Source organism: Cypionkella sp. TWP1-2-1b2 (assembly GCF_049896245.1).
In the GTDB taxonomy this organism is placed as follows: Bacteria; Pseudomonadota; Alphaproteobacteria; order Rhodobacterales; family Rhodobacteraceae; genus Cypionkella.
Window position 1 is genome coordinate 44,935 of sequence record NZ_JAFCTX010000018.1, and the last position, 13,086, is coordinate 58,020.

At 60.2% G+C, this 13,086-nt stretch carries 14 protein-coding genes; 7 read left to right on the forward strand and 7 right to left on the reverse strand.

Translation table 11 applies throughout. The features are described from left to right. Nucleotide 1: 1 nt before the first annotated feature. Genes ACP7AP_RS13235 through ACP7AP_RS13250 form a run of 4 tightly spaced genes read left to right on the forward strand, consistent with a single transcriptional unit; the run spans nucleotide 2 to nucleotide 3,779 of the window. Entirely contained in the window at nucleotides 2-1,282 is a 1,281-nt protein-coding gene (locus ACP7AP_RS13235; protein ID WP_426034679.1) for an alpha/beta fold hydrolase, read from the forward strand. Next, a complete protein-coding gene (locus ACP7AP_RS13240) occupies nucleotides 1,279-1,938 on the forward strand; it encodes a TetR/AcrR family transcriptional regulator (protein ID WP_426034680.1) in 660 nt (219 codons plus the stop codon). Before ACP7AP_RS13235 ends, ACP7AP_RS13240 begins: the two co-directional genes overlap by 4 nt. Then, nucleotides 1,935-3,278 carry a glutamine synthetase family protein gene (locus tag ACP7AP_RS13245; protein ID WP_426034681.1) on the forward strand — a complete coding sequence of 448 codons (1,344 nt, stop codon included), beginning with the start codon at nucleotides 1,935-1,937 and terminating at the stop codon, nucleotides 3,276-3,278. Before ACP7AP_RS13240 ends, ACP7AP_RS13245 begins: the two co-directional genes overlap by 4 nt. 3 nt (nucleotides 3,279-3,281) lie before the next feature. After that, nucleotides 3,282-3,779, forward strand: coding sequence for a flavin reductase family protein (locus ACP7AP_RS13250; protein WP_426034682.1), 498 nt, complete (start codon nucleotides 3,282-3,284; stop codon nucleotides 3,777-3,779). Here the strand turns inward: ACP7AP_RS13250 and ACP7AP_RS13255 are convergent. From ACP7AP_RS13255 to ACP7AP_RS13270, 4 genes are all read right to left on the reverse strand, one after another. Continuing rightward, nucleotides 3,776-4,738 (reverse strand): TerC family protein, encoded by a 963-nt coding sequence (locus tag ACP7AP_RS13255; RefSeq protein ID WP_426034683.1) that lies wholly within the window; start codon nucleotides 4,736-4,738, stop codon nucleotides 3,776-3,778. The genes ACP7AP_RS13250 and ACP7AP_RS13255 overlap by 4 nt on opposite strands. Before the next feature lie 172 nt (nucleotides 4,739-4,910). Next, entirely contained in the window at nucleotides 4,911-5,525 is a 615-nt protein-coding gene (locus ACP7AP_RS13260) for a TetR family transcriptional regulator C-terminal domain-containing protein (RefSeq protein WP_426034684.1), read from the reverse strand. Continuing rightward, complete coding sequence (locus ACP7AP_RS13265; protein WP_426034685.1) at nucleotides 5,526-6,092, reverse strand: DUF1349 domain-containing protein; 567 nt, start codon at nucleotides 6,090-6,092, stop codon at nucleotides 5,526-5,528. A gap of 117 nt (nucleotides 6,093-6,209) precedes the next feature. Further along, a complete protein-coding gene (locus ACP7AP_RS13270; protein WP_426034686.1) occupies nucleotides 6,210-7,040 on the reverse strand; it encodes an SDR family oxidoreductase in 831 nt (276 codons plus the stop codon). Between the two features lie 132 nt (nucleotides 7,041-7,172). Between ACP7AP_RS13270 and ACP7AP_RS13275 the strand changes: the two genes are divergently transcribed. Together ACP7AP_RS13275 and ACP7AP_RS13280 are read left to right on the forward strand one after the other, a co-directional pair. Next, nucleotides 7,173-8,651 (forward strand): AMP nucleosidase, encoded by a 1,479-nt coding sequence (locus tag ACP7AP_RS13275; RefSeq protein ID WP_426034687.1) that lies wholly within the window; start codon nucleotides 7,173-7,175, stop codon nucleotides 8,649-8,651. 221 nt (nucleotides 8,652-8,872) lie between these two features. Continuing rightward, entirely contained in the window at nucleotides 8,873-9,160 is a 288-nt protein-coding gene (locus tag ACP7AP_RS13280) for an HU family DNA-binding protein (protein WP_426034688.1), read from the forward strand. Between the two features lie 105 nt (nucleotides 9,161-9,265). On the opposite strand, the gene ACP7AP_RS13285 is transcribed toward ACP7AP_RS13280, so the two are convergent. After that, entirely contained in the window at nucleotides 9,266-9,880 is a 615-nt protein-coding gene (locus ACP7AP_RS13285; RefSeq protein WP_426034689.1) for a glutathione S-transferase family protein, read from the reverse strand. Nucleotides 9,881-9,952: 72 nt separating this feature from the next. Between ACP7AP_RS13285 and ACP7AP_RS13290 the strand changes: the two genes are divergently transcribed. Continuing rightward, nucleotides 9,953-10,663, forward strand: coding sequence for a helix-turn-helix transcriptional regulator (locus ACP7AP_RS13290; protein WP_426034690.1), 711 nt, complete (start codon nucleotides 9,953-9,955; stop codon nucleotides 10,661-10,663). Between the two features lie 94 nt (nucleotides 10,664-10,757). Here the strand turns inward: ACP7AP_RS13290 and ACP7AP_RS13295 are convergent, their stop codons facing one another. Together ACP7AP_RS13295 and ACP7AP_RS13300 are read right to left on the reverse strand one after the other, a co-directional pair. Continuing rightward, a complete protein-coding gene (locus tag ACP7AP_RS13295; RefSeq protein ID WP_426034691.1) occupies nucleotides 10,758-12,110 on the reverse strand; it encodes an aminotransferase class III-fold pyridoxal phosphate-dependent enzyme in 1,353 nt (450 codons plus the stop codon). Between the two features lie 14 nt (nucleotides 12,111-12,124). Continuing rightward, a complete protein-coding gene (locus ACP7AP_RS13300; protein WP_426034692.1) occupies nucleotides 12,125-12,910 on the reverse strand; it encodes an IclR family transcriptional regulator in 786 nt (261 codons plus the stop codon). Nucleotides 12,911-13,086 lie beyond the last annotated feature (176 nt).

The following is a 13,086-nucleotide window of genomic DNA, read 5'->3' on the forward strand; positions in this document are numbered from 1 at the left end:
CATGGCCCGCGAAACCGTCCATGTCATGGGCCGCACCACCGCCGCCCCCGATGCCGTCTGGGCCATCGCCCGCGACTTCTGCGGCGCATGGCACCCCGGCCTTGCCACCATCACGGCAGAGCGCAGCCCGACAGGTGCCGAAATCCGCCGCTTCACCGCCCATGGCGAGGACACGGTGTATCGTGAGCAACTGATCTACCGATCAGACAGCGACCGCACCATCGCCTATATCCACCTAGAAGGCATCCACGGCGCAGATCGCTACACCGCCCGCTTGACGATTTCCGCCTCACCCGCAGGCTCTGTGATCAACTGGAGCGCGGAAATCGTGGCCCCCCCGGCCCGCGCTTCTGAGATCGCCAACGGCACAAAACCGATCTTTGAAGCCGGGATCGACGCGCTTTCTACCGCCACAGCGCAGAGCTGCAAAGCCGAACCCCCGCTGGCAAACGCGCCCCTAGAAACCCGCATCCTCGCAGGCACCCCGCAACTCGCCCTGACCCACACGCCCGCCAAACCCGGCCCCTTGATCCTGTTCCTGCATGGCATCGGCGGCGCACGCACTAACTGGAACGCCCAACTGCGAGCCGCAGGCAACTTCACCCAAGCCGCCGCTCTAGACTTACGCGGCTACGGCGACAGCACCCTCGGTTTCCGGCAATCCACCATCGACGACTATTGCGAAGACATTCTCCGCGTCATGGCCGCCTTCAATGCCAAGAAAGTCATCCTCTGCGGCCTGTCCTACGGCTCTTGGATCGCCACATCTTTCGCCATGCGCCACCCCGACAAACTCGCGGGCCTCGTGCTCTCCGGCGGTTGCACTGGCATGTCCGAAGCAGGCCCCGAAGAACGCGAAGCCTTCCGCGTCAGCAGCGAAGTCCCCCTCGACGCAGGCCAAACCCCGGCAGATTTCGCCCCCGCCGTGGTCAATGTCATCGCAGGCCCCAACGCCTCCGACGCCATCCGCGCCGACCTCCTCGCATCCATGTCCGCCATCCCCGCCGCCACCTACCGTGACGCTTTGCGCTGCTTCACCAACCCACTAGAGCGCTTCGATTTCGCCAAACTCACCATGCCTGTCCTGTTGATGACAGGCGAACACGACCGCCTGGCGCCCCCAACTGAAATCCGCACCGTCGCAGGCCGCATCACCGATGCCGCCCCGCGCCCCGATGTAAGGTTTGAGGTGATCGCCGACGCGGGCCATGTCTGCAACGTCGCGCAACCAAGCGCCTACAACCGCCCGCTGCTGCAATTCCTGACCCGGATCATCGCATGACAGCCATCCCACAACGCGAACTCAACCGCCTCGCCAAACAACGCCGCATCCTTGACGCCGCCTTGACGGTCTTCGCCGCCGAAGGCTATTCCGGCACCTCGATGGATGCCATCGCCGCCAAAGCTGCCGTCTCAAAACCCACGCTCTATCAATACTTTGGCACCAAAGAACAGCTGTTCACCGAAATCATGCTGGCCGAGCGCAACACCATGCTGCTGGCCTTCGATCACCCCGGCACCGATATGGTAGCAGAGTTGCACCACTTCGCATGGCACTATGCTGACACCGTAATGCGCCCCGAATTCCTGTCGCTCGCCCGCCTGATCATCGGCGAAGCCCAGCGTTTCCCCGAGATCGGTCGCGCCTATCAAGCCGCTGGCCCTGATCGCGTTTTGGCGGGCATGATCACCTACCTGACGCGGCAGCGCGACGCCGGGAAACTCACCTTCGATGATGCTGAACTCGCCGCCGAAGACCTCTGGGGCCTGATCCTGTCGGCCCCGCGCAACCAAGCCCTGCACCTGCCCGACCGCATCCCAAATCGCGCGCAACTGGCCCGCTATATCAACAACGGCCTGCAGGTTTTCCTGAAAGCCTATTCCACCGATCCGGCGCGCGACCTGGCCCAACTTCATATCACCACGGGGACATTATGAGCCTGCAAGCCTTCCTTGATGACGAAAACAGCCGCTTCGCCACCGTCGCCCTCGTCGATACCAACGGCCTGCTCCGTGGCCAAATGGTCTCTACCCGCAGCCTGAACGGCATCCTGAAATCCGGTATGGGCATGGCCCCGGCGCAGCTGGCGCTGGACCCCACCGACCAGATGTTGGAAATGCCCGGCGTCACCGATGGCACTTCGGACTTCCACGACGACCCGCTGATCGTCGATCCCACTTCCGCCCGTCGCATCCCTTGGGCGCGTCCCGGCCATGACCTGCTGCTGCTCACCCAATACTCCGGCGACACCGCCGCCCTTTGCCCGCGTTCGATCCTGAAATCGGTGCTGGACCGTGCCACCGCTGCGGGTTTCACCCCGAAATACGGCATGGAACTGGAATACACCCTGTTCGACGAGTCCCCCGAATCCGCCCGCGACAAAGGCTATCGCAACCTGAAAACCGCAACGATGCACCCCAGTCACGATCTGATCCTGTATCAAACCGTGCAGCAGGAATGGTACGAGGCGGTGTCAGACATGTGCGGCCCGCTCCGCATCGACCTTGCCAAAATGCACGAAGAAATCGGCGGCGGCTTTATGGAGGCCTGCATCGGTGCGGGTGAAGGTCTGGAGCCTGCCGATCAACTGATGCTCTTGAAAAATTTCATCCGCGCGCTCGCCATGCGTCAAGGCCGCTGCGTCACCTTCATGCCGCGCTGGACAGAAGACGCCGACAGCCAGTCGATCCACGTCCATATCTCGCTGAAAGACCGCGCGGGTAAGCCGTTGTTCTACCAAGACGGCGAGAAAAACGGCATCTCCCAAACCTTCCGCCATTTCATCGGCGGCTTGCAGCGCTACATCAGCGACATGACCCTGATCTGCCAGCCCACCGTCAATTCCTACCGCCGCTTTGCCCCCGGCACCTTCGCACCCCCCGGCCTGACCTGGGGTTACGAGAACCGCACCACCTGCTTCCGCGTCGTAGGTCATGATGCCGGAAGCCTGCGCGTTGAAAACCGCCTGCCGGGTGCCGACACCAACCCCTACCTGACCGCCGCCGCCACCATCGCCGCGGGCATCGCGGGTATCATCGAACAGATCGAACCCGAACCCGAGGTCATCGGCAACGGCCATGCCTTAACCGGTGATCGCCCCGATTTCGCCCGCTCGATGCCCGAGGCCATAACCCGCCTGCGCAACTCGGCCTTCGCGAAAGACTGGCTCGGCCCGCGCTTTGTCGAGGCTTTCTCTGCCACCCGCCAAAGCCAATACGACCAATTCCGCAAGAAAGTCCCCGATGTCGAACTGCAACGCTTCTTTGATCTGGGGTAGACCATGACCGACCTGCGCCACGACTTCATCGAAGGCATGAGCCGCGCCGCGACCTTCGTGTCCATCCTCACCACCGATGGCGAGGCGGGCCGCTTCGGCGTCACCGTCTCGTCGATGACCTCGGTTTCTGCCGATGGCGCAGGCCCGTCGCTATTGGTCTGCGTCCACCACCTGTCGCCAGCGGCAACAGCCATCCTGCGCAACCGCGCCTTCTGCGCCAACCTGCTGAGTGCGTCGCAACACGGCACCTCTGATCTGTTCTCAGGCCGCCAAAAGCCACAAGGCGACCGTTTCGATGCGGTGAAATGGCACGCGGGGCAGGCGGGTCAGCCGATCTTGACCGAGGCTTCCGCCAGCTTTGAATGTAGCCTGAAGACAGCACTGCTTTGGGAAACGCACTATATCCTTGTCGGCGAAGTCACCGCCGTAGCGCTGACCGACAACCATGATGCTTTGCTTTACGGACAGCGCGCCTATAAACGCGCTGTCCATATTCCTTAGTGCTGTTCGACCTTTGCCTGCCCGCGCGTCTTATACAGGCTGAACCCCACGCCAGCGGCCAAGATCGCAAAGGTTATGCCCAGCGACCAGCTTGGCGGGAACTTCTCCAGATCCATCCAGTCGGCCACAAACACTTTCGATCCGATGAACACCAACAGCAGCGACAGCGCGTATTTCAGATAGGCAAAGCGGTGCAAGATCGCAGACAAAGCGAAATACAAAGCCCGCAGACCCAAAATCGCAAAGATGTTCGACGTATAAACGATGAACGGGTCCGTGGTGATCGCAAACACCGCAGGCACCGAATCCACCGCGAACACCAGATCGGCGATCTCAATCAGCACCAGCGCCAGAAACAGCGGTGTCACATAGCGCAACCCGTCGCGTTTGACGAAAAACGAGTTGCCCTCAAGTCCTTCCGTCACCCGCATCCGCTTCTTCAGAAACCGCAGCACCGGGCCATCGACCGAGTGTTTGCTCTCGTCGATAAACAACATCCGCACGCCCGTAAAGATCAGAAAGGCGGCAAAGACATAGAGCAACCAAGCATATTCCGCGACCAAAGTGGCCCCTAGCCCGATCATGATACCGCGCAGCACGATCACGCCCAGAATGCCCCAGAACAGCACCCTGTGCTGATACATGCGCGGAATGGCAAAGCTGCTGAAAATCAACGCGATTACGAACACGTTGTCCATCGCAAGGGTTTTTTCCACCACAAACGCTGTCAGATACTGCGCCGTGGCTTCCGAGCCCATCTGCCAATAGACAAAGCCCGAAAACGCCATGCCCAAAGTGATATACACCGCCGACAAGCGCAGGCTTTTCGACACGCCAATCTCTTGATCGCCGTTATTGACCAGCCCCAGATCGACGGCCAGCAGCACCAACACGATGGTGATGAAAGTCAGCCACATCCAGATCGGGGTGCCCAAAAAAATTGAAGTAAGAATGTCCATACTGTCCTCTGTTTTGCATATCGCGCCAGAGGTCAGCCAAGGTCTACGGGCATGACATCGAGCGCACTCGATGCGATCCGACATCACGATATAACATCGTCAGAGGGGCCCGTCTCGCATCCCGTAGATGGGGCGCGATTGCAGCACTTCAACCCCCTGTGGTCGAAATTTCTCACGCCCGTGTGAAGGCCTGCGGGAAAAATGCCGCAGCAACGGCCAGCAAAGTCTGCAACGCCTCATCGACAGTGTAGGGCTCGGCTTGCGTCACAAGGTCCATCCAAAGCCCCTCACTGGCCACCCGGATCGCCCGCGCCACCCGCTCGGCATTGCCCGTGGGCCCGAGCAGTGCCGCGCATAAGTTCTCTAATTTGGTGACGTATTCCGCGTTGTTAGAGCCGCATTTCTCTTGATACAGCGGCCGACTTTGCGCCTCGCCCCAGAACGCGCACCACGCCGCCAAGCGTTGCGGGGTGCAAAGTTCGGGGAGAAAATCGGCGCGGATCAGCGCATCCAACTGCGCGCTGGGCTCGGGCGGGGCCGCTGCCAGCGCGCTTTGCCAGTTCTGCACATATTCATCGGCCAGATAGGTCAGCGTTTCCGCCAGCAGCAGGTCTTTCGATTGAAAATGAAAATTCACCAGCCCATGCGACAGCCCGGCCTGATTGGCCACATCGCTCATGGTGATGCGGGCATAGCCCTTGATCGCCAGCACTGCGATGGTGGCCTCGATCAACTGTCCGCGCCGCGCCTCACGCGACAGTTTGCGGGGTGGCTTCGGTTTGGTCATTCAATAAGCTTCCGTTGAAATCGGCGGTGTCAGAGCCATTTGTTCAAACAAAACCTCCAGCCCCGCGCGCGAAGGCGAGCAACACATCACTCCGGCATCAACAGCCAGATCGGGCGGGAAATACGCCAGTCGCAGCATCTTCCAAACCTCCCCCGCCAGATATTGCACCCAAACCGCATCGCCCACCCGCGTCAGCCGCAGGCGCAACTGGCCGTCATACTCTGGCAAAGGTGTTTGCGACCAATCCGACATGCCATGCGTCACCACCACCGCCAAAAACGCGGTGCCATCAACATACTCAATCCCGCATTTCACCCAATGCACAGCGTCGGCGCGAATCATCAATCCGGCTTGGTCATATTGCTGCGAAAAAGCGGCTCTAAACGCCGTTTCGACACTGAAATCGCCGTTGGCAGGCTGGTGCAGGAAATGGCCGTTATCGTGGTGAAAGCCATAGTAGGTGCCGTGCCAGAAATCGGTTTGATCCCCCGTTGTCACATGCAGCCCCGCCGCATCATGGCTGGCCTTGGCAGGCGGGTTAAGCCAATCCATCGCGCTCCAGTCCACGGCAGTCTCCTCTGATTTGTGGCGAACAGGCGGCTGAAAAGTGTAAATTTTCCCTTAACGGAAAACAGGGAGTATATCTAAATCAAGTGCTTAACGGTTGGTTCCAACGCGGGCCCCTCACTTCAAAAGCCCCCTAAGCCCGTCCTGATAGGTCGGATAAGCCAGCCTGACCCCCAAATCCCGCTTGATCCGATCATTCCGAACCCGCTTTGATTCTGAATAGAAACTCACCTGCATCGGCGTCATCTCCGCCTCGTCAAACCGCACCGTCGGCGGTTCAGGATAGCCCAACAAAGCCGCCGCATAAGACAGCACATCTTCGGGCGGCGCGGGATTATCATCGCAGACATTATAGATCGCCCCCGGATCAGGATGCCGGATCGAGCCCAGCAACGTCGCGGCAATATCCTCAACATGGATGCGGCTGAACACCTGGTTTGCCTTGATCACCCGCCGCGCCGAGCCATCGCGCACTTTCTCAAACGGTCCCCGTCCCGGCCCGTAGATCCCGGCCAGGCGAAACACCTGCACCGGCAACCCCGTGGCCAACCATTGCCGCTCTGCCAGCACCCGCTGCACCGCCCGCGCCGATTGCGGGTTGACCGGGGTATCCTCATCCACCCAGCCACCCTGATGGTCGCCATACACCGCCGTGGTGGAAAGATAGCCCACCCATTCGGGCCGCGCGGCGATGATCTGATCGCGGGCTGCGTGCAGGAATGGATCGCCAGAACCATCAGGGGCAGCCGAGGCCAAGATATGCGTCGCCTGTTCCAGTGCCGGGCCAATATCGCAAGGCCACAACAGCGGCTCCACCCCCTGAACCTGCAAAGCGGCAATCCGGTCCGGCGTTTGCGTGGTGCCGATCACCCGCCAGCCCAGCGGGATCAGCAATGCCGTCAAAGCCGCCGCAGAATAGCCGTGTCCAAGGGAAAGCAAGGTTTTCATCGCGCCTTTATTCCCGCCCTCCTGCTGCTTCGCAAGACCCCAGATGCGGGCAGGCCTGCGTCATCAAGACTTCACTTGCGAAACCGCCCGCTTCGGCCTTAGATGCCCGATCAAAAAGAAGAAGATAATGCCATGAACGACGAACCCGCTCTGATCCTGATCCCTGATTTCACCGCCCCAGTCTCCTACACCGATGCCGCTGAAGCCGTAGATCGGCTTGAGGTGCTTTACAATGATGCCACAAGTTTCCTATCCCAGCATTTCAGTGCCTCGGTCACAGGTGCCAAGCCCGCCACCCGTATCCGCGCGTTTTATCCCGAAATCCGGTTGACCGTCAGCAGCCATATCAAGACCGACAGCCGCCTCGCCTTTGGCCATGTCGCCAGCCCCGGCACCTATGCCACCACGATCACCCGGCCTGATTTGTTCCGCAACTATCTGATCCAGCAGATCAGCCTGTTGATGCAAAACCACGGTGTTTCGGTACAGATCGGCTATTCCGACACGCCGATCCCGGTGCATTTCGCGGTGGCAGGCAACCCGGCGGTGTCGGTGCCGCAAGAGGGTGTGCTGGAATTCAGCCTGCGCGATGTCTTTGACGTGCCTGACCTCGCCACCACCAATGATGATATCGTCAACGGCACCCGCACCCATAACGCCGATGGCTCGCAGCCGCTTGCCCCGTTTACGGCGCAAAGGGTGGATTACAGCCTTGCGCGACTGTCCCACTACACCGCGACCGATCCGACGCATTTTCAGAACCATGTGCTGTTCACCAACTACCAGTTCTACGTTGATGAGTTTGAGGCTTATGCCCGCATCACCCTGGCCGATGAAGACTCGGGCTACACCAGCTTTGTCGCCACCGGAAATCAGGAAATCACCACACCGGATGGGGTGATTATGCCCTCGACCAAAACGCCGCAGATGCCGACGTATCACCTCAAACGCGCCGACGGCAACGGCATCACCTTGGTGAATATCGGCGTCGGCCCATCCAACGCCAAAACCGCGACCGATCATATCGCGGTACTGCGTCCCCACGCCTGGCTGATGGTCGGTCATTGCGCCGGCCTGCGCAACTCTCAGTCCTTGGGCGATTTCTGTCTCGCCCATGCCTATCTGCGCGAAGATCATGTGTTGGATGACGACCTGCCGGTCTGGGTGCCGATCCCCGCGCTGGCCGAGATTCAAATCGCGCTGCAAGAGGCGGTGGCCGAAGTCACCCAGCTGGAAGGCTACGAGCTGAAACGCATCATGCGCACCGGCACCGTCGCCACCATCGACAATCGGAATTGGGAACTGCGCGACAAATCCGGCCCGGTGCAACGCCTGTCCCAATCCCGCGCGATTGCGTTGGATATGGAAAGCGCCACCATCGCCGCCAACGGCTTCCGCTTTCGCGTCCCCTACGGCACCTTGCTGTGCGTTTCCGACAAACCCTTGCATGGCGAGTTGAAGCTGCCCGGCATGGCAAGCGAGTTCTACAAGACCCAAGTTTCGCGTCATCTGCAAATCGGCATCCGCGCGATGGAACGCCTGCGCGACATGCCGATCGAGCGGATACACAGCCGCAAGTTGCGCAGCTTTGAAGAGACGGCCTTCCTGTGACCACAGCGGTTCCGGTTTACAAAGTATCGGAAATCGCTGCCTCGCGCGTCTCTCGAAGGCGTTTTCCGATGCCCATGCTGCCGTAAAAACCTGAACCGATGTAAGGAAATCCCTTATTTTAGGCCGAAAGGGCTTGCCATAGGGCGCAAAATCATGAGAAGCCGCTATATCCGCCATATCAGGGCCCCTGAAGCATGAGGGCCGGAAACAAGGACAACACGATGAACAAAGCCATGACCAAAACGCAACTGCTTGCCGCGATCTCGGACGAAATGGGTGCGGACAAGAAAACCGCGGCAGCAGCACTGGACGCCGTCGCGGCTGTTGTTGCGCGCGAAGTTGCGGCTGGTGGTTCGGTGATGCTGCCGGGTCTGGGCAAGATGGCTTGCCGTGAGCGCCCCGAGCGTCAGGTTCGCAACCCGGCAACCGGTGAGACCGTGACCAAAGCCGCCGACAAGCAAGTGAAATTCGCCATCGCCAAGGCACTGAAAGACAGCGTCAACGCTTGAATTCAGACTGCGGTTTGATTTGGATTGCAGTTTGATTCAGGCTGCGGTTAGATTTGGAAAGGGTCGTCCACTTGGGCGGCCCTTTTGCATTTTGGCTGATTGGCCTCAGGCGGCTTTCGCCATCGCCGTCGCATCCGCAGCCAACACCCGCAGCCGCGCGGGGCGGGCCATGCAGCGTGCCACCCAATCGCGGATCAGGGGATCGTCGGGCGTGACATCCTGGAACCAGGCGTAGGGCGAATGGACCAGCAGGTCAGCGGCCGAAAAATTCTCGCCCAGCAGCCACGGACCTTTCTGCAGCGCGCTGCTGATCCGGGCAGCAGCCTCGGCATGGCCCCGGAAGGTGCGCGGGATGCCGGGATGGTCAAGGCCAAGCGCGCCGATCACCAAAACAGGCTCTAACACGCCCTGATACCACGACAGCCATGTCAGATACGCGCCCCACAACGGCGAGCCAACGGCGGGTGCCAGCCCCGCTTCGGGGAACAGCGTGGTCAGATGCAGCATGATCGCGCCGCGCTCGGTGATCAGATGGCCGTCGTGCAGAAGCGCCGGAGTCTTGCCTTCGGGGTGCGGATTGGCCGGATCGACACCACCAGAACCATCCATGCGCAGGATGTTGACGTGACGGATCTCGACCTTGTCGGTGATGCCCATCTCATCAAGCAGGGTTACGATGGCGGATGAGCGCGACTGCGGGGCGTGGAACAGGGTCAGCATTTTTCGTCTCCGTTGTGTTTTGCGATGGGCTCTTTATGCTATACCCCTACTGCCAGAAACCGTCAGGATGGTATGGCCAAGTCTGATCGCCTGTTTCGCCTGTTGACCGCGCTGCGCATGTTGCCGCAGCCAGTGACGGCTGCGCGATTGGCCGAGGAAATGTCTGTATCCGAGCGTACGATTTATCGTGACATGGACAGCTTGCGGGCGGGCGGCGCACTGATCAACGGTGAAGCGGGTGTGGGCTATACGCTGACCGAAGACCCCGCGCTGCCGCCGCAGATGTTCACTCGGCTTGAGGTCGAGGCGCTGGTGCTGGGTCTGGCCGAGGTGCGGCAGATGGGTGATCCGGCGATGGCAAAGGCGGCAGAAGTGGCGATGGCGAAGATCGTCGCCACCCTGCCGGAACGGGTGCAGCGGCATGCAGTTCATGCGGTGTCACGCTCGATCAAGTTTCAAACCCGCACAGCACCGCCCGCGCATGTGGCTTTGTTGCGTGAAGCGTCTTGGGCCGAGCAAGAGGTCAGCTTGCGCTATCTTGATATGAATGGCACGCAGACCGAGCGGCGGATTTGGCCGCTGTCGATTGTGTATTTTGACCAAGCTTTGATGTGTCTGGCATGGTGCCGTCTGCGCCAGGATTTCCGCCGATTTCACCTGGGGCGGATGCAGGATGTGACACTTTCCGGCGCAAGCTTCCGCCCGCGCCGGGTGCCGATGTTGCAGGATTACATCGCCCAAGTCCGCGCCGTTGCGCCGCGTCTGGCCGAGACTATTCAGTAAGGGCAGCGCGATTTTTTAGGTATGACTACCATATATAGTATAAACTCCCTCAGAAATTGCTGTTTTGCACAAGTCATTCCCAGCGGGGAAGAAATCAAAGCGCAGCAAATCCCGCGTCCAAACTCGACAAAATCACCTGCACATCCGCCGAAGTCAGCACCAGTGGCGGCGACATGATGATGTTGTTGCCAGACACCCGCACCATCGCACCTGCCTTATAGGCCGCCGCCTGCACCTTGCCCGGAATGGCCTTGTCAGCGGGTTTTTTCGTGGCCCGATCCGCCACCAGTTCAATCGCGCACATCAGCCCATGCCCACCGCGCACATCGCCAATCGCCTCATGCTTGGCCTGCAAATCCAGCAGCCCCTGATACAATTCCGCCCCCCGCGCCGCCGCGTTATCTTTGACGTTCAGCTTTTGGGTTTCCTCCAAACAAGCCAGCGCCGCCGCCGCCCCAACCGGATGGCCGGAATAGGTATAGCCATGGCCAATTGCGGCTTTGCCGGTCTCATCAGATTCGAACACCTCTGCGACACGCTCGGAAATCATCGTGGCCCCGAAGGGAAAATAACCGTTGGTGATCGCCTTGGCAGTACAGGCGAAATCCGGCTTCACCCCCCACAAACGACTGCCGGTCCAAGCCCCGGTGCGCCCGAACGCCGTGATCACCTCATCCGCAATCAGCAGGATGCCGTTCCTCCGGCAGATCGCCTCCACCCCCGGCATAAAGCTATCATGCGGCAAAATCACCCCGCCCGCCCCAAGGATCGGTTCCATGATAAACGCCGCGATGGTCGCGGCCCCTTGGAACGCAATCTCATCCTCCAAAGCTTGCAGACACAGCTGCGCCAGCTTGGCCGGATCGCTTTCATTGAACGGATTGCGATAGGTATAAGGGGCCGGAATGTGGTGGCAACCGGGCAACAACGGCTCGTACATCGTGCGGAAATTGGCATTGCCGTTCACCGAAGCGCCACCCATATGGGTGCCGTGATAGCCCTTCTTCAGGGACAGAAACTTCACCCGCCCCTGATCGCCCCGGATCTTGTGATACTGCCGCGACAGCCGCAGCGCGGTTTCAACCGAATCCGATCCGCCAGAGGTAAAAAAAGCTCTTACAAGACCGTCAGGCTCGAAAAACTTGCGCAACTCCTCAGCCAGTTCGATGACACAATCGTTCGAGGTGCCCCGGAAGGTCGAGTAATAAGGCAACCGCTCCATCTGAAGCGTGATCGCGTCTTTCACCGGCTGGCAAGAATAGCCCAGATTGACGTTCCACAACCCGCCAACACCATCGACCGTCTCATGCCCGTCGATATCGGTGATCCGCACGCCTTTGCCGCCAACAATGATTGCGGGCGGGTTTTTCAGGCTGTCAGAAGGCGCGGTCATCGGATGCCACAGGCTGCGGGCATTGTTGGCCTTCAGGTAGTTTTCGTCTTTCATCGTCTTTCCTTCCGTCAAGCGGCCAAGCGCCACAATGTCGCGATATCGGCAGGCAAACTGCCGCCCCAAAGTGTGGTGATCTCACTGCCCGCTTGCAGCAGCGCGTAGCGGATCATCCGGCGCTGCGCCTCGCCCATCCGGGTGCCAAGCGCCGCCACCGCCAGCGCGCCGCTACAGCGCCCCAAGGCGTCAAACAGCGGCACCGCCATCGAATGAACGTCCGATTCGTAGCCGCCCCGGCTTTCGGCATAGCCCAAACCCCGCACCTCGGCGATGCGCGCGCGCAGGGCGGTGGGGTTGGTCAGTGTGGTGCTGGTCAGCTGCGCCAGCGGCTTTGCCAGCACCGCGTTGCGAAAGGCTTCGGGCTGAAACGCCAGCACCGCAAGGCCAGATGAGGTGGCATGAAACGGCAGCGTCTCGGTATCTTCCAGCATCACCTTGGTGGCATGGGCCGCGCTATAGGCATGCGCCAGCGGGCGCAGCATATCGGCGATCAGCAGCGACAGATGCGCCGTCTCACCGGTTTGCTGCGCTAACACCTGCAGCACCGGCATCGCCGCATCGCGCGTCGGCACCTGCGCCTCGCGCAGGGCCGCCAGACGCAGCACGCTGGGGCCAAGCCGATATTCGCGGCTGGTGCCGACCTGCTCGACAAAGCCATTTTCGCCAAGCTCGGTCAGCAGACGAAAACAGGTGGCTTTGTTCAAATCAGCCAGACGCGCAATATCCGACAACCCGATCAGCGGGCGCGCCTTGGTGAAGTAATCGAGTAATTCCAGTGCTTTAGAGACAGTACCCATTTTGCGCCCAACATTCTGATCCGACCCTGCAGGCCAGACCCTTTCATTTCAGTTGACAGAATGTCGCGGGTACTGTCAAATAAAATCGAACCATCGGTTCAAATAACAAACCAAAAGCCACCGATGAACGGGGGCAGTCAACCGACAGGAAGGGAACGCGCATGAGAAATTCCGCA

Excerpts from the sequence above, each read along its gene's own strand:
- ACP7AP_RS13235 (WP_426034679.1), top strand. The coding sequence starts at position 2 with ATGGCCCGCGAAACCGTCCATGTCATGGGCCGCACCACCGCCGCCCCC.
- ACP7AP_RS13240 (WP_426034680.1), top strand. The coding sequence starts at position 1,279 with ATGACAGCCATCCCACAACGCGAACTCAACCGCCTCGCCAAACAACGC.
- ACP7AP_RS13245 (WP_426034681.1), top strand. The coding sequence starts at position 1,935 with ATGAGCCTGCAAGCCTTCCTTGATGACGAAAACAGCCGCTTCGCCACC.
- ACP7AP_RS13250 (WP_426034682.1), top strand. The coding sequence starts at position 3,282 with ATGACCGACCTGCGCCACGACTTCATCGAAGGCATGAGCCGCGCCGCG.
- ACP7AP_RS13255 (WP_426034683.1), bottom strand. The coding sequence starts at position 4,738 with ATGGACATTCTTACTTCAATTTTTTTGGGCACCCCGATCTGGATGTGG.
- ACP7AP_RS13260 (WP_426034684.1), bottom strand. The coding sequence starts at position 5,525 with ATGACCAAACCGAAGCCACCCCGCAAACTGTCGCGTGAGGCGCGGCGC.
- ACP7AP_RS13270 (WP_426034686.1), bottom strand. The coding sequence starts at position 7,040 with ATGAAAACCTTGCTTTCCCTTGGACACGGCTATTCTGCGGCGGCTTTG.
- ACP7AP_RS13275 (WP_426034687.1), top strand. The coding sequence starts at position 7,173 with ATGAACGACGAACCCGCTCTGATCCTGATCCCTGATTTCACCGCCCCA.
- ACP7AP_RS13280 (WP_426034688.1), top strand. The coding sequence starts at position 8,873 with ATGAACAAAGCCATGACCAAAACGCAACTGCTTGCCGCGATCTCGGAC.
- ACP7AP_RS13285 (WP_426034689.1), bottom strand. The coding sequence starts at position 9,880 with ATGCTGACCCTGTTCCACGCCCCGCAGTCGCGCTCATCCGCCATCGTA.
- ACP7AP_RS13290 (WP_426034690.1), top strand. The coding sequence starts at position 9,953 with ATGGCCAAGTCTGATCGCCTGTTTCGCCTGTTGACCGCGCTGCGCATG.
- ACP7AP_RS13295 (WP_426034691.1), bottom strand. The coding sequence starts at position 12,110 with ATGAAAGACGAAAACTACCTGAAGGCCAACAATGCCCGCAGCCTGTGG.
- ACP7AP_RS13300 (WP_426034692.1), bottom strand. The coding sequence starts at position 12,910 with ATGGGTACTGTCTCTAAAGCACTGGAATTACTCGATTACTTCACCAAG.